Origin of the sequence: Pseudomonas sp. NLJ1, from assembly GCF_049486705.1 — a bacterium.
Lineage (GTDB): Bacteria > Pseudomonadota > Gammaproteobacteria > Pseudomonadales > Pseudomonadaceae > Aquipseudomonas > Aquipseudomonas inefficax.
This window is the reverse complement of record NZ_CP137735.1, coordinates 2,581,099-2,599,990: the sequence shown is the minus strand read 5'-3', so window position 1 is coordinate 2,599,990 and position 18,892 is coordinate 2,581,099. Positions and strand designations below refer to the sequence as shown.

General features: G+C 65.3%; 17 protein-coding genes and 1 other RNA gene. 11 read left to right on the top strand and 7 right to left on the bottom strand.

The window, feature by feature from the left end:
- Position 1: 1 nt before the first annotated feature.
- The 3 genes from rbbA to R9B85_RS11630 form a co-directional block, all read right to left on the bottom strand.
- Positions 2-2,722, bottom strand: a complete 2,721-nt coding sequence (rbbA, locus tag R9B85_RS11640; RefSeq protein WP_313857134.1) for a ribosome-associated ATPase/putative transporter RbbA — start codon at positions 2,720-2,722, stop codon at positions 2-4.
- The gene (locus R9B85_RS11635) at positions 2,719-3,678 is read right to left on the bottom strand and encodes an HlyD family secretion protein (RefSeq protein WP_207877055.1); all 960 of its coding nucleotides are present in this window, start codon (positions 3,676-3,678) and stop codon (positions 2,719-2,721) included. The genes rbbA and R9B85_RS11635 overlap by 4 nt, the downstream gene beginning before the upstream one ends.
- A 247-nt stretch (positions 3,679-3,925) precedes the next feature.
- Positions 3,926-4,375 (bottom strand): EVE domain-containing protein, encoded by a 450-nt coding sequence (locus R9B85_RS11630; RefSeq protein WP_112249839.1) that lies wholly within the window; start codon positions 4,373-4,375, stop codon positions 3,926-3,928.
- 178 nt (positions 4,376-4,553) lie between these two features.
- Here R9B85_RS11630 and R9B85_RS11625 point away from each other — a divergent pair, with 178 nt between their 5' ends.
- Complete coding sequence (locus R9B85_RS11625; protein ID WP_003253683.1) at positions 4,554-4,706, top strand: hypothetical protein; 153 nt, start codon at positions 4,554-4,556, stop codon at positions 4,704-4,706.
- Positions 4,707-4,724: 18 nt separating this feature from the next.
- On the opposite strand, the gene R9B85_RS11620 is transcribed toward R9B85_RS11625, so the two are convergent.
- The 4 genes from R9B85_RS11620 to R9B85_RS11605 form a co-directional block, all read right to left on the bottom strand.
- Positions 4,725-5,333, bottom strand: coding sequence for a 5-formyltetrahydrofolate cyclo-ligase (locus tag R9B85_RS11620; protein ID WP_207877071.1), 609 nt, complete (start codon positions 5,331-5,333; stop codon positions 4,725-4,727).
- Between the two features lie 80 nt (positions 5,334-5,413).
- A non-coding RNA gene (ssrS, locus tag R9B85_RS11615) (6S RNA) lies at positions 5,414-5,593 on the bottom strand.
- A 17-nt stretch (positions 5,594-5,610) separates the two neighbouring features.
- Positions 5,611-5,931, bottom strand: coding sequence for a cell division protein ZapA (locus R9B85_RS11610; protein ID WP_003259368.1), 321 nt, complete (start codon positions 5,929-5,931; stop codon positions 5,611-5,613).
- Complete coding sequence (locus tag R9B85_RS11605; protein WP_029886233.1) at positions 5,928-6,110, bottom strand: TIGR02449 family protein; 183 nt, start codon at positions 6,108-6,110, stop codon at positions 5,928-5,930. Before R9B85_RS11605 ends, R9B85_RS11610 begins: the two co-directional genes overlap by 4 nt.
- 181 nt (positions 6,111-6,291) lie before the next feature.
- Between R9B85_RS11605 and R9B85_RS11600 the strand changes: the two genes are divergently transcribed.
- From R9B85_RS11600 to gcvP, 10 genes are all read left to right on the top strand, one after another.
- Positions 6,292-6,846, top strand: coding sequence for a YecA family protein (locus R9B85_RS11600; RefSeq protein ID WP_112249837.1), 555 nt, complete (start codon positions 6,292-6,294; stop codon positions 6,844-6,846).
- A gap of 21 nt (positions 6,847-6,867) precedes the next feature.
- Positions 6,868-8,202 (top strand): Xaa-Pro aminopeptidase, encoded by a 1,335-nt coding sequence (gene pepP / locus R9B85_RS11595; RefSeq protein ID WP_112249835.1) that lies wholly within the window; start codon positions 6,868-6,870, stop codon positions 8,200-8,202.
- Complete coding sequence (ubiH, locus tag R9B85_RS11590; RefSeq protein WP_215520536.1) at positions 8,199-9,398, top strand: 2-octaprenyl-6-methoxyphenyl hydroxylase; 1,200 nt, start codon at positions 8,199-8,201, stop codon at positions 9,396-9,398. The genes pepP and ubiH overlap by 4 nt, the downstream gene beginning before the upstream one ends.
- Positions 9,395-9,880: a DUF4442 domain-containing protein gene (locus tag R9B85_RS11585; protein ID WP_207877059.1), complete on the top strand. Its 486-nt coding sequence runs from the start codon at positions 9,395-9,397 to the stop codon at positions 9,878-9,880. Before ubiH ends, R9B85_RS11585 begins: the two co-directional genes overlap by 4 nt.
- Before the next feature lie 9 nt (positions 9,881-9,889).
- Entirely contained in the window at positions 9,890-11,107 is a 1,218-nt protein-coding gene (locus R9B85_RS11580; RefSeq protein ID WP_181457295.1) for a 2-octaprenyl-3-methyl-6-methoxy-1,4-benzoquinol hydroxylase, read from the top strand.
- A gap of 211 nt (positions 11,108-11,318) precedes the next feature.
- Positions 11,319-12,320 (top strand): extracellular solute-binding protein, encoded by a 1,002-nt coding sequence (locus tag R9B85_RS11575; RefSeq protein WP_423771030.1) that lies wholly within the window; start codon positions 11,319-11,321, stop codon positions 12,318-12,320.
- A gap of 161 nt (positions 12,321-12,481) precedes the next feature.
- Complete coding sequence (locus R9B85_RS11570) at positions 12,482-14,104, top strand: ABC transporter permease (protein WP_112249941.1); 1,623 nt, start codon at positions 12,482-12,484, stop codon at positions 14,102-14,104.
- Positions 14,105-14,229: 125 nt separating this feature from the next.
- Positions 14,230-15,312: a glycine cleavage system aminomethyltransferase GcvT gene (gene gcvT / locus R9B85_RS11565; RefSeq protein ID WP_112249829.1), complete on the top strand. Its 1,083-nt coding sequence runs from the start codon at positions 14,230-14,232 to the stop codon at positions 15,310-15,312.
- Between the two features lie 51 nt (positions 15,313-15,363).
- Positions 15,364-15,747 (top strand): glycine cleavage system protein GcvH, encoded by a 384-nt coding sequence (gene gcvH / locus R9B85_RS11560; RefSeq protein WP_423771029.1) that lies wholly within the window; start codon positions 15,364-15,366, stop codon positions 15,745-15,747.
- A gap of 194 nt (positions 15,748-15,941) precedes the next feature.
- A complete protein-coding gene (gene gcvP / locus R9B85_RS11555; protein ID WP_215520535.1) occupies positions 15,942-18,815 on the top strand; it encodes an aminomethyl-transferring glycine dehydrogenase in 2,874 nt (957 codons plus the stop codon).
- The last annotated feature ends 77 nt before the right edge of the window (positions 18,816-18,892 follow it).

Below are 18,892 nucleotides of genomic sequence, written 5' to 3'. Positions count from 1 at the left end.
CTCAGGCCTCCTGCTTCTTCAGCATGGCCAGGCTCAGGCCGGTGAACACGGCAAAGAAGCTCAGCAGGATCAGGCACTGCGGCCACAGTTCGCGCAGGCCCAGCGCCTTGGTGAAGGTGCCGACCGCAATGTCGAGGAAGTAGCCTGCCGGGAACAGTTGGCCCATCACTGCCGCCGCGCCGTCCAGTGACGAACGTGGCACGATCAGCCCGGAAAACTGGATGGTCGGCAGGCTGGTGATGATCATGGTGCCGAGGATGGCGGCGATCTGGGTGCGGGTGAACGCCGAAATCAGCAGGCCCAGGCTGGTGGTCGCCAGCAGGTAGGCAACGCCGCCGCAGGCCAGGGCCAGCACGCTGCCCTTGAGCGGCACGGCGAATAGCCAGCGGTTCATTGCCACCAGCAGAGCGAGGTTGACCAGGCTCACGACCAGATAGGGCATCTGCTTGCCGAGCAGGAACTCCAGGCGGGTGAGGGGCGTGGCGTAGAAGTTGGTGATGGAGCCGAGCTCTTTCTCGCGGACGATGCCCAGCGCGGTGAGCATGGCCGGGATGAAGGCCAGGATCAGCGCCATCACTCCCGGGCCGATGGCGTTCACGCTGACCACATCCTGGTTGTAGCGAAAACGGGTTTCCAGACGCACCAGGTCCTGGCGCGGCTGCGGCAGGGGGCTGGCCTTGGCCAGTTGCTCGAGGTTGGCCTGGTGCACGGCTTCCACGTAGTTGCGGCTGGTTTCCGCGCGGAACGGCATGCCGCCGTCTAGCCAGGCGGCCACCACCGGTTGGCGACCGGCGTACAGGTCGCGGCCAAAGCCGGGCGGAATTTCCAGCGCCAGTTTGATTTCCGAGCGCTGCAGGCGCTGGTGCATTTCGCGGGTATCACGGATGGGCGCCTGTTCGGCGAAATAGCGTGAACCACGAAAGGCTTCGAGGTAGGCCCGGCTTTGCGGGCTTTGGTCCTGATCGTGCACGGCAAAGGCAAGGTTTTCCACATCCAGGGAAATGCCATAGCCGAAGATCACCATCATGAACATCGCCCCCAGCAGGGCGAAGGCCAGGCGTACCTTGTCGCGCAGCAGCTCCTTGCCCTCACGGCTGGCCACGGTCAGCAGGCGGCGCAGGCTGAAGCCTTGACGCAGCGCCGGTGCCGGCGAGGCTGCCTGCTCCAGTACGGTATTGTCGGTGGCCTGCGGGGCCAGTTCCTGGGCCTGTTCCAGGCAACGTACGAACGCGTCTTCCAGGGTGTCGCCCTGGTACTGATGCTGCAAGGCGTCGGGCGTGTCGCAGGCCAGCACCCGGCCGGCATGCATCAGCGAGATGCGGTCGCAGCGCTGGGCTTCGTTCATGAAGTGGGTGGAGAGGAAAATGGTCACGCCCTGCTCGCGTGACAGCTCCACCAGCAGGCGCCAGAAATCGTCGCGGGCGGCCGGGTCGACGCCGGAGGTGGGTTCGTCGAGGATCAGCACCTCCGGGCGGTGCAGCACCGCCACCGCCAGTGACAGGCGCTGGCGTAGGCCGAGGGGCAGGGCGCCGGACGGCTGGTCGGCGATGGCGCTCAGGTCGAAGCGTTCGATCAGCTCATCGATGCGCTGGGCGGTTTCGGCCTTGGGCAGGTCGAACAGGCGGGCATGCAGGGCCAGGTTCTGCCGGGTGCTGAGCTCGCCATACAGCGAAAAACTCTGCGACATGAAACCGACCCGCTTGCGCGTGGCCAGGTCGCTGGCATCCACCGGGCGGCCGAGCAGGCTGGCGCTGCCCTCGCTGGCCGGCATCAGGCCGGTGAGCACTTTCATGGTGGTGGTCTTGCCACAGCCGTTGGAGCCGAGAAAGCCGAAGATCTCCCCGCGGCCAATGGCGAAACTGACCTTGTTGACCGCAGTGAAGTCACCAAAGCGCAGGGTCAGGTCGTGCGCCTCGATGGCGACCGGGCCGTCCATGGCAGGGCGCGGCGGGATGGTCAGGGGTTGATGGTGTGCCTTGCCCGCGCCCTGGTAGTGGGTGAAGGCGTCGTCCAGCTTGCCGCTGCGGGTGACTGCGGCCAGTTCATGGCTGGGGCCTGCCGCCAGCAGGCGGCCGCCGTCGAGCATCAGGCAATGCTCGAACTGCTCGGCTTCTTCCATGTAGGCGGTGGCCACCAGCAGGGTCAGCTGCGGGCGTTGCGCGCGCACCTGCTCGACCAGCTCCCAGAAGCGCCGCCGCGACAGCGGGTCGACGCCGGTGGTCGGTTCGTCGAGGATCAGCAGGTCCGGCTCGTGGATCAGTGCGCAGCACAGGCCCAGCTTCTGCTTCATGCCGCCCGACAGCTTGCCGGCCGGGCGCTCGGCAAAGCGCTGCAGGTCAGTGGCCTGCAGCAGGTTGGCCATGCGTTGCTCGCACTCGCGCCGGCCGAGGCCGAACAGGGTGGCGAAAAAGCGGATGTTCTCGCTGATCGACAGTTCCGGGTACAGATTGTTGCCAAGCCCCTGCGGCATGAACGCCACTTTCGGGTACAGCGCCGCGCGATGGCGGCGCTGGCGAATCGAGCCGCCCAGCACCTGCAGCTCGCCCTGTTGCAGGCGCTTGACGCCGGCGATCAGCCCCAGCAGGGTCGATTTGCCAGCCCCGTCAGGGCCGATCAGCGCGCAGCGGGTGCCCGCCGGCAGGCTGAACCCAAGGGGGTGCAGAGCCACCAGGTGGCCATATCGATGGCTGATGCCCTCGGCCAACAGTGCCGGGGCGTTCATTGCAGGTTGGCCGGCCAGTCCACTTCAGCCGTGCGTACATAGCCGGCGCCTGGCATGCCCGGCTTGGCCTGCGGCACGGCGCCCGGGTCGGTCAGGCGCAACTTGACCCGGAACACCAGCTTCTGCCGCTCGTCGCGGGTTTCCACCTGCTTGGGGGTGAACTGGGCCTTGGCCGCGACAAAGGCCACCTTCGCCGGCAGCGCCCGCTCGGGCAGGGCGTCGAGCACGATCCGCGCCTGGTCGCCGACGGTCAGCCGGCCGCTGGTGGAGGCCGGCAGGTACAGGTTCATGTACTGGTCGCTGGGGTCGATCAACATCAGCACACGGCCACCGGCACCCAGCACTTCACCCGGCTCGGCCAGGCGCAGCTGGATGATGCCGTCGATCGGTGCGCGCAGGCTGCTGTCGTCGATTTCGCTGGTGAGTTGCGCCACCTGGGCCTCGGCGGCGCCGATGGCGGCCTTGATCGCCGCCAGCTGGGCGCGGGCGGCGACCACGGCGGCGTTGGCCGTGTCGAAGCGCGCCTGCTGTTGGTCGAGCAATTGCTGGCTGGCGTACTTGCGCTGGAAGATCTCGCGCACGCGCTTGAGCTCCTGGCTGGCCAGCAGCAGTTCGCTCTGGCGCAGCTGCACACTGGCCTGGGCGGCTGCGTAGTTTTCCCGGGCGCGCAGCACTTCAGCTTCGGCCTGGCTGCGTTGGGCTTCCATGGTGCGGGTGTCGATACGCGCCAGCAGCTGGCCGCGAGTGACCTTGTCACCTTCGTCGACCAGCACCTCGGCCAGGCGGCCGGGGATTTTGCTGGCGATCTGCACTTCGGTGGCTTCGAGGCGGCCGTTGCCCATGCTCAGGCCTTCGGGCAACTGGTCGTGGAGCGATTTCCAGTATCCCAGCCCGCCGGCTGCTGCGAGTAGGGCGATCAGCGCGATGGCGAAGATCCTGGGGGCGTATCGGTTCATCGTTCTGCATCCTTGCGGTCATGCACACTGCATCATGGCCTGCGGCCATTGGCGATGTGTTGATATCAATCAAAGGCCCCCACAGTCCCTGTAGGAGCGGCCTTGTGTCGCGAAAGGGCTGCAAAGCAGCCCCGGCAATTCATGGGGTGACGCTGACATCCCGGGGCCGCTGTGCGCCCCATCGCGACACAAGGCCGCTCCTACAGCGGACCGCGCCGGTCAGCAAGATCTGACCTTAGCTGCAGTTTCAACGCAAAGCGACAATCACCGCCCATTGCTCCGGCGTCACCGGCATCACCGACAGGCGGCTACCCTTTTGCACCAGGGGCAGTTCGGCCAGGCCTGCCTGCTGTTTCAGCCAGCCCAGCTCCAGCACCCGTGGCAGGGTTTGCACATGAGCCACATCCACCGCGCTCCACGGGTTCTTGTCGACCGTGGCCTTGGCATCGTAGTAGTGGCTTTGCGGGTCCAGCGCGGTCGGGTCCGGGTAGGCAGCGCGGGTGATCCTGGCGATGCCGGCGATGCCCGGCTGCGGGCAGCTGGAGTGGTAGAAAAAGAACTCGTCGCCAACGCACATGGCCCGCAGGAAATTGCGCGCCTGGTAGTTGCGCACGCCGTCCCAGCGCGCTTCGCCGAGGCGGCCGAGGGCTTCGATGGAGAGCTCGTCAGGCTCGGATTTCATCAGCCAGTAGGCCATGGGTGCTGCTCCTGAAAAGGTTTGAAATAACCTGTTGCACGAAACCGACAGCCGGTTGACGTCAAGGTTTGCTTGCAGACGCAGGTTGTCGGAAAATGCGCCCCGTTTAAAGCGCGATGCTCCGGTGGTTCCCAGAAAACCGCCGAGCCTGAACAGTTTGCTTGGGGGGCAATCTTCGATGAATCAACGTAAAAAGCCGGATCTGCTGTGGATTCTGGTGTTCATTTTTGGCCTGGGTGTGGTCACTACCGGTTATGCGCAAGGGTTCTGGGAGCGCAAGCTGGACAACGCCTATCAGATGCCGGTCGACGCCAGCCAGCCACAACGTTGATGCCCACGCCGGCGCCGCTCAACGCGGCGCCAGGTACCAGCCACGGTCCGAGACCGTCCCCTGCAGCGGCACATCCCAACTGGCCTGAGCCAGCCGCTCGACCTTCTGGCATTCATGTGCCAGCCCCAACAGCAACGGCTTTTTCCAGGTCTGGCGACGCGCCTGGTAGGCCAGGCTGCGATCATAGAAACCACCGCCCATTCCCAGCCGCCCTCCTACTTCGTCGAAGCCGACCAGCGGTAGCAGGATCAGGTCCAATGCCCAGATCGGCCGCTGGCGCTTGCGGTCGGTAACGGGTTCCGGAATGCGAAAGCGGTTGGGCTTGAGCTTTTCACCGTGCTCGAAGCGCTGGAACACCATGCGCGTGCGCGGCCAGGCGTGCAACACCGGCAGGTAGGTGCGCTTGCCGCGGCGCTGGGCTTCGCGCAGCAGCAGGTATGGGTCGATTTCACCGTCGTTGGGCAGGTACAGGGCAATGTGCCGGGCGCGGCGGAACAGCGGGTGCTGCGCCAGCTGGCGATACAGCCCAAGGGCGGCCTGGCGTTGCTGGGCAGGGGTAAGGGCGCGGCGGGCATTGCGAAGCAGGCGACGAAGCTGGGGGCGGGTGAGCTGCGCGGTGTCGGTCATGGCACGGGCGATCCCAGGTGTGCTGGCCGAGCGCTCGGCCAAAACGAATTGCCCGCCGGAGGGGGCGGGCAAGAGAATTCAGGCTCCCCGATAAGACCGCTATCGGTGTAGCCCTTGAACCCGAAAGTTCAAGGTGGAGATTGCAGGGGGCGTTAAGGCTTTCCGTCGGGCGGACATGCACACCGGCCCCAGCGTGCAACCCCCGTGGTTGTGCGTATCGGCTCAGGGACATAACCGACTGGCGCATCCCCCAGGGAGTGGCGCCAGTATACCAATCTCAGCCGATTTTGGTATCCGCGTCGTCGGACAGTGCCTGGTCGACCCGTTCCAGCAGGTCGCGCACCTGTTCGCGGGTGGTGCCGCCTGCCGGGGCATCGTTGCGGTCTTCCTGGCGGTGCAGCATTTCGTGGGTGATGTTCAACGCTGCCATGACCGCAATGCGGTCGGCGCCGATCACCTTGCCGCTGCTGCGGATCTCGCGCATCTTGCCGTCCAGGTAGCGCGCGGCGCTGACCAGGTTGTTGCGCTCTTCCGGCGGGCAGATGATCGAATATTCCTTGTCGAGGATCTGCACGGTGACGCTATTGCTTGAACTCATGAGTCTTGCTCCAGAGCCTTGAGGCGTAAAATCATCGACTCGACCTTGCGCTTGGCGATCTCGTTCTTTTCGATGAGGTGGGCGCGCTCTTCGCGCCAGGATTTTTCCTGAGCTACTAGGAGTGCATTTTGCCGTTTTAGTTGCTCGACACGTTCGATCAGCAGCTCGAATCGGCTCATCAGTGCCTGCAGGTCGTTCTCTTGCGTGGGTTGCACTCGATTCGCTCCGTCGTTGAGTCACCTGGCGATGATGCCTCTCCCTGGGCGGCGACGGCCAGTGCCGATGGTCTTGGCGCGCCTGCCGGTGCTAGGATACAAGGTCTCCATTCTAGTCATTGCGCCGTCTGGCGCCTAGCTGCCCATGCCCAATACCCAATCGCCCTACATCGCCTTCGCCATGCTGCTGTCCAGCAATGGCCATCCTGTCACCCCGGCCGAACTGCACGGCCTGCTGATCGGCCGCAGCTGCGCCGGTGCCGGCTTCGACGCCGACGGCTGGCTGGCCGATGCGGCCCAGCTGCTGGAAACCGAGCCCGGTGACTCCGTTCGCAACGCCCTGGTCGGCCTGCAGGAAATGGTCAAGGGCGAACTCACCAGCGACGACATGGCGATCGTCCTGCTGCTGCCTTCCGACGCCGCCGCCCTGAGCGACCGCGCCACCGCGCTGGGCCAGTGGTGCCAAGGCTTCATTACCGGTTTTGGCCTGAATGCCGGTGGCAAGGACCTGTCCGACGAGGCCAAGGAAGTGCTGCAGGACCTGGTGGCCATTTCCCAGGTTCAGGAAGCCCTCGAGGAGTCCGAGGATGGCGAGAGCGACTACATGGAAGTCATGGAATACCTGCGCGTGGCGCCATTGCTGCTGTTCTCCGAGCTGGCCAAGCCGGCCGCCCCTGCACCCAAGCCATCGCTGCACTGATCAACCGGGGGTAGTCTGCCCATGAGCCACATTCCCAAGGCCGAGTATGCCCGTCGGCGCAAGGCGCTGATGGCGCAGATGGTACCCAACAGCATCGCCATCCTGCCCGCTGCCGCGGTTGCCATCCGCAACCGCGACGTCGAGCACGTCTACCGCCAGGACAGCGACTTCCAGTACCTCAGTGGTTTCCCCGAGCCGGAAGCGGTGATTGCGCTGATCCCCGGGCGCGAGCATGGCGAATACGTGCTGTTCTGCCGTGAACGCAACCCCGAGCGCGAGCTGTGGGATGGCCTGCGGGCCGGCCAGGAAGGTGCGGTGCGCGATTTCGGCGCAGACGATGCCTTCCCCATCACCGACATCGACGAGATCCTGCCGGGCCTGATCGAAGGCCGTGAGCGGGTGTACAGCGCCATGGGCAGCAACCCCGAGTTCGATCGCCGGCTGATGGACTGGATCAACGTGATCCGCTCCAAGGCCCGCCTGGGCGCCCAGCCGCCGAACGAGTTCGTTGCGTTGGATCATCTGCTGCACGACATGCGCCTGTATAAATCGGCGGCGGAAGTGAAGGTAATGCGCGCTGCCGCAGATATCTCGGCGCGGGCCCACGTGCGGGCCATGCAGGCCTGCCGGGCCGGGCTGCACGAATACAGCCTGGAAGCCGAGCTGGACTACGAATTCCGCAAGGGTGGGGCGAAGATGCCGGCCTACGGTTCTATCGTCGCGGCCGGGCGCAATGGCTGCATCCTGCACTATCAGCAGAACGACGCCCCGCTGAAGGATGGCGACTTGGTGCTGATCGATGCCGGTTGCGAGATCGACTGCTACGCCAGCGACATCACCCGTACCTTCCCGGTCAGCGGGCGCTTTTCGCCGGAGCAAAAGGCCATCTACGAGCTGGTGCTCAAGGCTCAGGCCGCAGCGTTTGCCGAAATCGCCCCCGGCAAGCACTGGAACCATGCCCATGAGGCCACCGTGCGGGTCATCACCGAGGGCCTGGTGGAACTGGGCCTGCTGAAGGGCGAGGTGCAGGCGCTGATCGACAGCGAGGCCTATCGTGCCTTCTACATGCACCGCGCCGGGCACTGGCTGGGCATGGATGTACACGATGTGGGCGAGTACAAGGTGGGTGGCGAGTGGCGGGTGCTTGAACCCGGCATGGCGCTTACCGTCGAACCGGGCATCTACATAGGCGCCGACAATCAGGCCGTGGCGAAGAAATGGCGCGGCATTGGTGTAAGGATCGAGGACGACGTGGTAGTGACCAGGCAAGGCTGTGAAATCCTGACTTCGGGCGTGCCGCGCACGGTCGCCGAGATCGAGGCGTTGATGCAGGCCGCCCGCAAGGACGCGGCATGAACCGGGTAAACCTGGCGATCATCGGCGGCGGCCTGGTGGGCGCGAGCCTGGCCCTGGCGCTACAGGCGGGGGCCAAGGCGCGGGGCTGGAAGATTCTGCTGATCGAGCCGTTCGCCCCGGGTGACAGCTTTCAACCCAGCTACGATGCGCGTTCGTCGGCACTGTCGTTCGGTACCCGGCAGATCTACCAGCAGCTGGGCCTGTGGCAGGCCATCGAGCACCGCGCGGAGCCGATTCGGCAAATTCATGTGTCCGACCGCGGCCGCTTCGGCGCCACCCGCCTGGATGCCCAGGAAGAGGGCGTACCGGCGCTGGGCTACGTGGTGGAAAACGCCTGGTTGGGCCAGTGCCTGTGGCAAGGGCTGGACAGCGAGGTGGTGAGCTGGCGCTGCCCGGCGGAAGTGACCGCGATGCAGGCCATCGAAGGTGGCTACCGTTTGCAACTGAACGACGACACCCAGTTGGAGTGCGACCTGGCGGTACTGGCCGACGGTGGCCGCTCCGGCCTGCGCGAACAGCTGGGCATCCACGTACGCCACACGCCCTATCAACAGAGCGCGTTGATCGCCAATATCACCCCGGGCGAGGCCCACGGCGGCCAGGCTTTCGAGCGTTTCACCGAAGCAGGCCCCATGGCCCTGTTGCCGCTGCCGGATAACCGCTGTGCGCTGGTCTGGACCCGCCAGGGCATGGACGCGCGGCGCCTGGCCGACATCGATGAGCGCAATTTCCTACGCGAGCTGCAGGGTGTGTTCGGCTATCGTCTGGGCGCCTTGCGTCAGGTCGGCGCGCGGCACCTCTACCCACTGTCGCTGATCGAGGCCCAGGAGCAGGTGCGGCCGCATCTGGTGGTGCTGGGCAACGCCGCGCACAGCCTGCACCCCATTGCCGGCCAGGGCTTCAACCTGTCGCTTCGTGACGTGCAGGCGCTGGCCGAGGCACTGCTGGCCGGCCCGCAGCAGCCTGGCGACCTGACCACGTTGCAGGCCTACCACCAGCGCCAGCGCATGGACCAGGCCATGACCATCGGTTTTTCCGACCAGGTCACCCGCCTGTTCGGCAGCAGCCAGCCGTTGCTGGCCGCCGGGCGCAACCTTGGCCTGCTCGGGCTGGACCTGTTGCCACCGGCGAAGAGCTGGTTCGCCAGGCAGGCCATGGGCCTTGGTACCCGCCCCGACCCGCGGGGGCAGGCATGAGCGACGACGCGCGCCGGCTGGCGCGCCGGGCACGCCTGTTGCGCTGGCGGTTGAACCTGTACCCGCCGTATCTGGGGGCCGGTATCCGCGTGCAGCACATCAGCCCGGACCTGCGCAGCGCCAAGGTGGCGATGAAGCTGACCCGCTGGAACCGCAACTATGTCGGTACTCAGTTTGGCGGCAGCCTGTATTCGATGGTCGACCCTTTCTACATGCTGTTGCTGATCGAGCAGCTGGGGCGTGACTACATCGTCTGGGACAAGGCAGCCAGCATCGATTTCATTGCGCCGGGCAAAGGCCCGGTGTATGCCGAACTCCACGTCGATGACGCGCTGCTGGAAGACATCCGCCAGCAGACCGCCACCGGCAAGAAATGCCTGCCACGTTTGCAGGTCGACATCCGCGACGGCACCGGCGAGCTGGTGGCGCGGGTCGATAAAACCCTATATGTGCGGCTCAAGCCGCAAGCGAGGCTGGCGTAAGGCATGGAAATGCGCGCAGATCTGTTGATTGTCGGTGCCGGTATGGTCGGCAGCGCCTTGGCTCTGGCGTTGCGCCACAGTGGCCTGCAAATCCTCTTGCTCGACGGCGGCCCGCTGACGGTCAAGCCGTTCGATGTCCAGGCCCCGTTCGAGCCGCGTGTCAGCGCGCTGTCGGCGGCCAGCCAGCGCATTCTGGAGCGCCTTGGCGCCTGGGATGGCATTGCCCGGCGGCGTGCCACGCCATACTCGGACATGCATGTGTGGGATGGCAGCGGCACCGGGCAGATTCACTTTTCGGCTGCCAGCGTGCACGCCCAGACGCTCGGCCATATCGTCGAGAACCGGGTGGTGCAGGACGGCCTGCTGGAGCGCCTGCATGACAGCGACATCGGCCTGTTGGCGAATGCGCGGCTGGAGCAGCTACGCCGTTCTGGCGATGAATGGCTACTGACCCTGGCAGATGGCCGGCAACTGCGCGCGCCGCTGGTGATCGCGGCCGATGGCGCCAACTCGGCAGTGCGGCGCCTGGCCGGTTGCGAAACCCGCGAGTGGGATTACCTGCACCATGCCATCGTCACCAGCGTGCGTTGCAGTGCCGGGCACCAGGCCACGGCCTGGCAGCGCTTCACCGATGAAGGGCCATTGGCGTTCCTGCCGTTGACCCGCGATGGCCAGCAGGACTGGTGCTCGATCGTGTGGTCGACCACGCCGGAGCATGCCGAGCAATTGATGGCGCTGGATGAAGCTGCCTTCCTGAAGGCCCTTGAGCGGGCTTTCGAGGGGCGCCTGGGTAATGTGCTGCAAGCCGACCCTAGAGTGTGCGTGCCGCTGCGTCAGCGCCACGCCAAGCGCTATGTGGATGAAGGCCTGGCATTGATCGGCGATGCCGCGCACACCATTCACCCGCTGGCCGGGCAGGGCGTCAATCTGGGCTTCCTGGATGCAGCGGTGCTGGCCGAGGTGCTGGTCAATGCCTGCGAGCGTGGCGAGCGGCTGGCTGATGTGAAGGTGCTGAGCCGTTACGAGCGGCGGCGCATGCCGCACAACCTGGCGCTGATGGCGGCGATGGAAGGGTTTGAGCGGTTGTTCCAGGCCAACCCGTTGCCGTTGCGCTGGTTGCGTAACAGCGGGTTGAAGCTGGTGGAGCAGATGCCGGAGGCCAAAGCGATGTTCGTGCGACAGGCGCTGGGTTTGAGCGGCGACCTGCCGGATCTGGCCAAGGCATGAGATTGCTGGAGTCTGTGGGAGCGGGCATGCCCGCGAAACAGGCAACGCGGTGAATGGCACCGGCTTTGCCGGTGTTCGCGGGCTTGCCCGCTCCCACAGGAGCCTTGCAACTGTTATCCCTCTGCAACATCCGGTAACGGCTATGTAGATGAGTCGGAAAATGGGATTCACTACCATTTGCGCCTCTCATACGATCCGAGGAGTGCTTTCCATGTTGCCACGCAAGCCCCTACTGGCCGCCCTGGCCCTGACCCTGTTCGGCGGCGCCGCCCAGGCAGCGGACGAAGTGGTGGTGTACTCCTCGCGCATCGACGAGCTGATCAAGCCGGTTTTCGATGCCTATACCGCCAAGACCGGGGTCAAGATCAAGTTCATCACCGACAAGGAAGCCCCGCTGATGCAGCGCATCAAGGCCGAGGGCGAAAATGGCGTGGCCGACCTGCTGCTGACCGTCGATGCCGGCAACCTGTGGCAGGCCGAGCAGATGGGCATCCTGCAGCCGATCAAGTCCGACATCATCGACCAGAACATCCCACCGCAGTACCGCGCCTCGTCCCACGACTGGACCGGCCTGAGCCTGCGCGCCCGCACCATCATCTACTCCACCGAGCGGGTCAAGCCGCAGGAGCTGAGCACCTACGAAGCCCTGGCCGACAAGCAGTGGGAAGGCCGCCTGTGCCTGCGCACGGCGAAGAAGGTGTACAACCAGTCGCTGACCGCCACCCTGATCGAGACCCACGGCGAGGCGAAGACCGAGCAAATCGTCAAAGGCTGGGTCAACAACCTGTCCACCGATGTGTTCTCCGACGACAACGCCGTGATCCAGGCCATCGAGGCCGGCCAGTGCGACGTGGGCGTGGTCAACACCTACTACTATGGCCGCCTGCACAAGCAGAACCCGAAACTGCCGGTGAAGATCTTCTGGCCCAACCAGGGTGACCGTGGCGTGCACGTGAACCTGTCGGGCATCGGCCTGACCAAGCACGCGCCACACCCGGAGGCAGCGAAGAAGCTGGTGGAATGGATGACCGGTGAAGAGGCGCAGAAGCTGTTCGCCGACATCAACCAGGAGTTCCCGGCCAACCCGAAGGTCAAGCCATCGGAAGAAGTGGCGGCGTGGGGCAGCTTCAAGGCTGACAGCATTCCGGTGGAAATCGCTGGCAAGCGTCAGGCTGAAGCGATTCGCTTGATGGATCGGGCTGGCTGGAACTAAGCGCCAGGCTTTATCCTTCCGGGGCCTGCAAGGGCCTCTTCGCGGGTGAACCCGCTCCCACAGGAATATCACTGCCCCCAAGGGCGGCGCCGAACCCTGTGGGAGCGGGTTCACCCGCGAACGACCGCGCAGCGGTCGCCATCGCACTCGAGACTTCAGCCTTGCCCCACACCCCCCAACGCCGCTGGTACCTCCCGGTCACCCTGGTCGCCGCCCTGGTGCTCCTGCCCCTGAGCGTTCTGCTGTTGTCCTGGCAGTCGATCGACATGCAGATCTGGTCGCACCTGCTCGACACCCAGATGACTCGCCTGCTGGGCAATACCCTGACGCTGGTGGTGGGTGTGGGTATCGGCGTCACCGTGCTGGGCGTCAGCCTGGCCTGGCTGACCAGCCTCTGCGAGTTCCCTGGCCGACGCTGGCTGGACTGGGCGCTGATGCTACCGTTCGCCATCCCGGCCTATGTGCTGGCGTTCGTCTTCGTCGGCCTGCTGGACTTCGCCGGCCCGGTGCAGAGCGCCCTGCGCGAGGTGTTCGGGCCGATGCGCCTGCCGCGGGTGCGTTCCACTGGCGGGGTGATCGTCGTCCTGGTGCTGGTGTTCTACCCCTATGTCTACCTGCTGGCGCGTACTGCATTCCTTGCCCAGGGCAAGGGGCTGATGGAGGCGGCGCGGGTGCTGGGGCTGTCCCCGCTGCAAGCGTTCTGGCGTGTGGCCCTGCCAATGGCACGGCCGGCGATCGGCGCCGGTATCGCCCTGGCCCTGATGGAAACTCTGGCCGACTTTGGCGCGGTGGCAGTTTTCAACTTCGACACCTTCACGACAGCCATCTACAAGACCTGGTACGGCTTCTTCAGCCTGTCCAGCGCGGCCCAGCTGGCCAGCCTGTTGCTGCTGGCAGTAATGCTGGTGCTTTATGGCGAGCGCCGTGCCAGGGGCGCCAGCCGCAGCGGCAACGAGCGGCCGCGCGGGCAGGCGCTGTACCACCTGCGCGGGTTCAAGGCGTTGCTGGCCAGTGGCTGGTGCCTGCTGGTGTTCGCCTGCGCCTTCGTCATCCCGCTGCTGCAACTGCTGGCGTGGTTCTGGCAGCGCGGCCGGCATGACCTGGACGAGCGCTATGTCGGCCTGGTGCTGCACACCCTGTACCTGGGCGGCATGGCGGCGCTGGTCACGGTGTGCGTGGCGTTGCTGCTGGCCTTTGCCCGGCGCCAGGCGCCGACGGGTGGTATCCGCGCCGGGGTAGGCCTGGCCAACCTGGGCTATGCCTTGCCCGGCTCGGTGCTGGCGGTGTCGATCATGCTGGCCTTCAGTTACCTCGACAACCACCTGGTCATCCCGCTGTCCAGCTGGCTGGGCGGTGCCGGCAAGCCGCTGCTGCTGGGCAGCCTGGCGGCCTTGCTGCTGGCCTACCTGGTGCGCTTCATCGCGGTGGCCTACGGGCCGCTGGAGAGCAGCCTGGAGCGCATCCGCCCATCACTGCCCGAGGCATCCCGCAGCCTGGGCGTCGGCGGCGCGAGATTGTTTTTCAAGGTGTATCTGCCACTGCTGGTACCTGGCGCGCTCAGCGCCGCCCTGCTGGTGTTCGTCGACGTGCTCAAAGAAATGCCGGCCACCTTGCTGATGCGCCCGTTCGGCTGGGACACCTTGGCGGTACGTGTGTTCGAGATGACCAGCGAGGGGGAGTGGGCGCGTGCATCGCTGCCGGCACTGACCCTGGTGCTGGTGGGCCTGCTGCCGGTCATCGGCCTGATCCGCCGTTCGGCACGTCGACCCGGTCACAGTCACTGAGGGTGTCAGCCCGCGCCCTTGCGGCTACAATGCGCGGCACTCGCGCGGCGGGTCCTACACAAGAAGAGCTGACGACCCAACGTCATCGACCGCCGCCGCTTCGCCACGCCCGGAAGGAGAAACCCATGGGACAGCGCACGCTTTTGTACGACTTGCACCTGGCGCTGGGCGCCAAGACGGTCGATTTCGGTGGCTGGGACATGCCACTGCACTATGGCTCGCAGGTCGAGGAGCACCATCAGGTGCGCAGCGATTGCGGGGTGTTCGATGTGTCCCACATGACTGTGATCGATGTCGACGGCAGCGACGCCACTGCCTGGTTGCAGCGCCTGCTGGCCAACGATGTGGCCCGTCTCGACGATATCGGCAAGGCGCTGTATAGCCCGTTGCTGCAGGAGCAGGGCAAGGTCATCGACGACCTGATTGTCTACCGCACCGAAACCGGCTACCGCCTGGTCACCAACGCGGCTACCCGGGCCAAGGTACTCGATTGGCTGGCCGCACAGCGTGCCGGTTATGCCGTGGACTTCCGGGTCCGTCCCGACCTGGCCATTCTCGCCATCCAGGGCCCGCATGCACGCGAAAAGGTCGCCGCCCTGCTCAGCCCCGCGCGCGCCGCGCTGATTCGCGAACTGCGCCCATTCGAGGGCATGGCCGAAGGCGACTGGTTCATTGCCCGCACCGGGTATACCGGTGAAGACGGCCTGGAGATCATCCTTCCTGGCGAGCAGGCCGTGGCCTTCTTCAACGACCTGGTCGGCGCCGGTATTGCCCCAAGCGGCCTTGGCGCCCGCGACACCCTGCGCCTGGAAGCCGGCATGAACCTGTACGGCCAGGACATCGACGAAGCACACACACCACTCACTTCCAACCTGGGCTGGAGCATCGCCTGGGAGCCCGCCGAGCGCGACTTCATCGGCCGCGCCGGCCTGCTGAAGGAAATCGAACAAGGTGTACAGAAAAAACTGGTCGGCCTGGTGCTGGAAGAGCGTGGCGTGCTGCGTGCCCACCAGGTGGTGCGTGTAGCCGGGATTGGCGAAGGAGAGATCACCAGTGGTAGTTTCTCGCCTACGCTGAGCAAGTCCATCGCCCTTGCCCGCGTGCCCATGGCCACTGGCGACCGGGCCGAGGTGGAAATCCGCGGCAAGTGGTACCCGGTGCGGGTGGTCAAACCGACCTTCGTGCGCCACGGCAAGATCCTGATCTGAACAATTTTCAACCGGCGGGCGTACCGCTGAGCCAATCGAGGAATTCAAGACATGAGCAATATCCCCGCCGACCTGCGTTTTGCCGAAAGCCACGAGTGGGCTCGCCTGGAAGCCGACGGCACCGTGACCGTGGGTATCAGCGACCACGCCCAGGAAGCCCTGGGTGACGTGGTGTTCGTCGAGCTGTCCGAAGTCGGCAAGGTGTTTGGTGCTGGCGACGCTGCCGGTGTGGTCGAGTCGGTCAAGGCCGCTTCGGACATCTATGCGCCGGTCTCTGGCGAAGTGATCGCGGTCAACGAAGAGCTGGCTGACAGCCCTGAGCTGCTCAACGAGCAGCCTTACGAGTCGTGGATCTTCAAGCTCAAGCCAAGCAACCCGGCCGAGCTGGACAAGCTGCTGGATGCTGCTGGCTACAAGGCTGCCATCGGCGAGTAATACCGCGTCGGCCTCTTCGCGGCTAAAGCCGCTCCCACAGGTACTGCACAGCGTCTGATATCTGTGCGGTCCCTGTGGGAGCGGCTTTAGCCGCGAAGAGGCCGGGCCTGCAAGCAACTTTCCCCGCACAATCGGCAATCCCTTCCTAGACTTGTAAGTCTCCATGAGAGCTGTTTCAGGAAGAGAGCGTCGTCATGTCCCAGTCGCCATCCCTGCATCAACTGCAAGAGCTCAACCCTTTCCTGCGTCGCCACCTGGGCCCGGATGCCACGGAGCAGCAGGCCATGCTCAATGCGCTGGGTGTCGCCAGCCGCAGTGAGCTGATCGAGCAGACCGTACCGCCAGACATCCGCCTCAATCGCCCCCTCGACCTGCCGCCGGCACTGGACGAACAGGCCGCCCTGGCCAAGCTCGCCGGTTACGCCGGGCAGAATCAGGTCTGGACCAGCCTGATCGGCATGGGCTACCACGGCACCATCACCCCCACGGTCATCCTGCGCAACGTGCTGGAGAACCCGGGCTGGTATACCGCCTATACGCCCTATCAACCCGAGATTGCCCAAGGCCGGCTGGAGGCGCTGCTGAACTTCCAGCAGATGGTCATCGACCTCACCGGGTTGGCCCTGGCCAATGCCTCGCTGCTCGACGAAGCCACTGCCGCCGCCGAGGCCATGGCCCTGGCCAAGCGGGTGGCGCGCAACAAGAGCAATGCCTTCTTCGCCGACGAGCACTGTCACCCGCAGACCCTGTCGGTACTCAAGACCCGTGCCGAGGGCTTTGGCTTCGAGCTGATCGTCGACTCTGTGGATAACCTTGGCAAACACGCGGTTTTCGGGGCCTTGCTGCAGTACCCGGATACTCATGGCGAGGTGCGCGACCTGCGTCCGCTGATCGATCATCTGCACAGCCAGCATGCCCTGGCCTGCGTAGCCGCAGACCTGCTCAGCCTGGTGCTGCTGGCACCACCAGGGGAGCTGGGCGCCGATGTGGTGCTGGGCTCGACCCAGCGTTTTGGCGTACCGATGGGCTATGGCGGCCCCCACGCGGCCTATTTCGCTTGCCGCGATGACTACAAGCGAGCCATGCCGGGGCGCATCATCGGCGTGTCGCGCGATGCCCGTGGCAATACCGCGCTGCGCATGGCGCTGCAAACCCGCGAGCAGCATATCCGCCGCGAGAAGGCCAACTCCAACATTTGCACGGCCCAGGTGCTGCTAGCCAACATCGCCGGCTTCTACGCGGTGTACCACGGCCCGGAAGGCCTGCAGCGCATTGCCCAGCGCGTGCACCGGCTGACCTTCATCCTCGCCGCCGGCCTCGAAGCCAAGGGTATCAAGCGCTTCAATCAGCACTTCTTCGACACCCTCACCCTGGATGTCGGCGGTGCCCAGGCGGCCATCATCGAAAGCGCCGAAGCCGCGCAGATCAACTTGCGCATCCTCGGCCGCGGGCACCTGGGCGTGAGCCTGGACGAGACCTGCTCGGAGCACACGGTGCTGCGACTGTTCGACATCTTCCTGGGGGTGGACCATGGCCTCGACATCGCCACACTCGATCAGCTGGCCCTGCCCGAAGGCATCCCCGCCAGCCTGGTGCGGCGCACGCCGTTCCTCGCCCACCCGGTGTTCAACCTGCACCACAGCGAAACCGAGATGCTGCGCTACCTCAAGCAGCTGGAGAACAAGGACCTGGCGCTGAACCAGTCGATGATCCCGCTGGGTTCGTGCACCATGAAGCTCAACGCCACCAGCGAGATGATCCCCATTACCTGGCCTGGCTTTGCCCAACTGCACCCGTTTGCCCCGGCGGCCCAGGCCACCGGCTACAAGGCAATGATCGACGAGCTGGAAAGCTGGCTGTGCGCCATTACCGGCTTCGATGCCATCTGCATGCAGCCCAACTCCGGCGCCCAGGGCGAGTACGCCGGCCTGATGGCCATTACCCGCTACCACCGCAGCCGCCACCAGCCACAACGCACGCTGTGCCTGATCCCGTCGTCGGCCCACGGCACCAACCCGGCGTCGGCGCAAATGGCCGGCATGGAGGTGGTGATCGTCGATTGCGACGATGATGGCAATGTCGACCTGGCCGACCTCAAGGCCAAGGCCAACTCGGCCGGGGATCGGTTGTCGTGCCTGATGATCACTTATCCGTCGACCCACGGCGTGTATGAAGAGGGGATCCGCGAAATCTGCGAGGTGGTCCACCAGCACGGAGGCCAGGTTTACATGGACGGCGCCAACCTCAATGCCCAGGTGGGCCTGGCACGGCCGGCGGATATCGGCGCCGACGTTTCACACATGAACCTGCACAAGACCTTCTGCATCCCCCACGGTGGTGGTGGCCCGGGTATGGGCCCGATCGGCATTCGCGCGCACCTCAAGCCGTTCGTCGCCAGCCACCCGGTGGTGCCGATACCCGGCCTGGACCCGAACAACAGCGCAGTCAGCGCCGCGCCCTGGGGCAGTGCGAGCATCCTGCCGATCAGCTGGATGTACATAGCCATGATGGGGCCGCAGCTGGCAGATGCCAGCGAGGTGGCGATCCTCTCGGCCAATTACCTGGCCAGCCAGCTGGGTGGCGCTTTCCCGGTGCTCTACCGCGGGCGCAACCAGCGGGTGGCGCATGAGTGCATCCTCGACCTGCGGCCGCTGAAGGCGCTGACCGGCATCAGCGAAGAGGACGTGGCCAAGCGCCTGATGGACTATGGCTTCCACGCGCCGACCATGTCGTTCCCGGTGCCGGGCACGTTGATGGTCGAGCCGACCGAGAGTGAGTCGAAGGCCGAACTGGACCGTTTCGTCGAGGCGATGCTGGCGATTCGGGCGGAAATTGGCGAAGTGCAGGAGGGCAACTGGCCGGCGGAGAACAACCCGCTCAAGCATGCGCCGCATACCCTGGCCGATGTGCTGGCGGTGTGGGACAGGCCTTACAGCCTGGAGCAGGCGGTGGCGCCCAGTGCTCACGTGCGCCAGCACAAGTACTGGCCAGCGGTGAACCGGGTCGACAACGTGTATGGGGACAGGAATCTGTTCTGTGCTTGTGTGCCGGTGGAGGCTTATCGCTAATTGTGGTTGCCTGTGCCGGCCTCTTCGCGGGTAAACCCGCTCCCACAGGGCTTCTGCAAGTTTTGAATACTGTGCAG

What these genes read in the sequence shown, in the direction of transcription:
- rbbA (WP_313857134.1), bottom strand. Translation starts at nt 2,722, where the DNA reads ATGAACGCCCCGGCACTGTTGGCCGAGGGCATCAGCCATCGATATGGC.
- R9B85_RS11635 (WP_207877055.1), bottom strand. Translation starts at nt 3,678, where the DNA reads ATGAACCGATACGCCCCCAGGATCTTCGCCATCGCGCTGATCGCCCTA.
- R9B85_RS11630 (WP_112249839.1), bottom strand. Translation starts at nt 4,375, where the DNA reads ATGGCCTACTGGCTGATGAAATCCGAGCCTGACGAGCTCTCCATCGAA.
- R9B85_RS11625 (WP_003253683.1), top strand. Translation starts at nt 4,554, where the DNA reads ATGAATCAACGTAAAAAGCCGGATCTGCTGTGGATTCTGGTGTTCATT.
- R9B85_RS11620 (WP_207877071.1), bottom strand. Translation starts at nt 5,333, where the DNA reads ATGACCGACACCGCGCAGCTCACCCGCCCCCAGCTTCGTCGCCTGCTT.
- R9B85_RS11610 (WP_003259368.1), bottom strand. Translation starts at nt 5,931, where the DNA reads ATGAGTTCAAGCAATAGCGTCACCGTGCAGATCCTCGACAAGGAATAT.
- R9B85_RS11605 (WP_029886233.1), bottom strand. Translation starts at nt 6,110, where the DNA reads ATGAGCCGATTCGAGCTGCTGATCGAACGTGTCGAGCAACTAAAACGG.
- R9B85_RS11600 (WP_112249837.1), top strand. Translation starts at nt 6,292, where the DNA reads ATGCCCAATACCCAATCGCCCTACATCGCCTTCGCCATGCTGCTGTCC.
- pepP (WP_112249835.1), top strand. Translation starts at nt 6,868, where the DNA reads ATGAGCCACATTCCCAAGGCCGAGTATGCCCGTCGGCGCAAGGCGCTG.
- ubiH (WP_215520536.1), top strand. Translation starts at nt 8,199, where the DNA reads ATGAACCGGGTAAACCTGGCGATCATCGGCGGCGGCCTGGTGGGCGCG.
- R9B85_RS11585 (WP_207877059.1), top strand. Translation starts at nt 9,395, where the DNA reads ATGAGCGACGACGCGCGCCGGCTGGCGCGCCGGGCACGCCTGTTGCGC.
- R9B85_RS11580 (WP_181457295.1), top strand. Translation starts at nt 9,890, where the DNA reads ATGCGCGCAGATCTGTTGATTGTCGGTGCCGGTATGGTCGGCAGCGCC.
- R9B85_RS11575 (WP_423771030.1), top strand. Translation starts at nt 11,319, where the DNA reads ATGTTGCCACGCAAGCCCCTACTGGCCGCCCTGGCCCTGACCCTGTTC.
- gcvT (WP_112249829.1), top strand. Translation starts at nt 14,230, where the DNA reads ATGGGACAGCGCACGCTTTTGTACGACTTGCACCTGGCGCTGGGCGCC.
- gcvH (WP_423771029.1), top strand. Translation starts at nt 15,364, where the DNA reads ATGAGCAATATCCCCGCCGACCTGCGTTTTGCCGAAAGCCACGAGTGG.
- gcvP (WP_215520535.1), top strand. Translation starts at nt 15,942, where the DNA reads ATGTCCCAGTCGCCATCCCTGCATCAACTGCAAGAGCTCAACCCTTTC.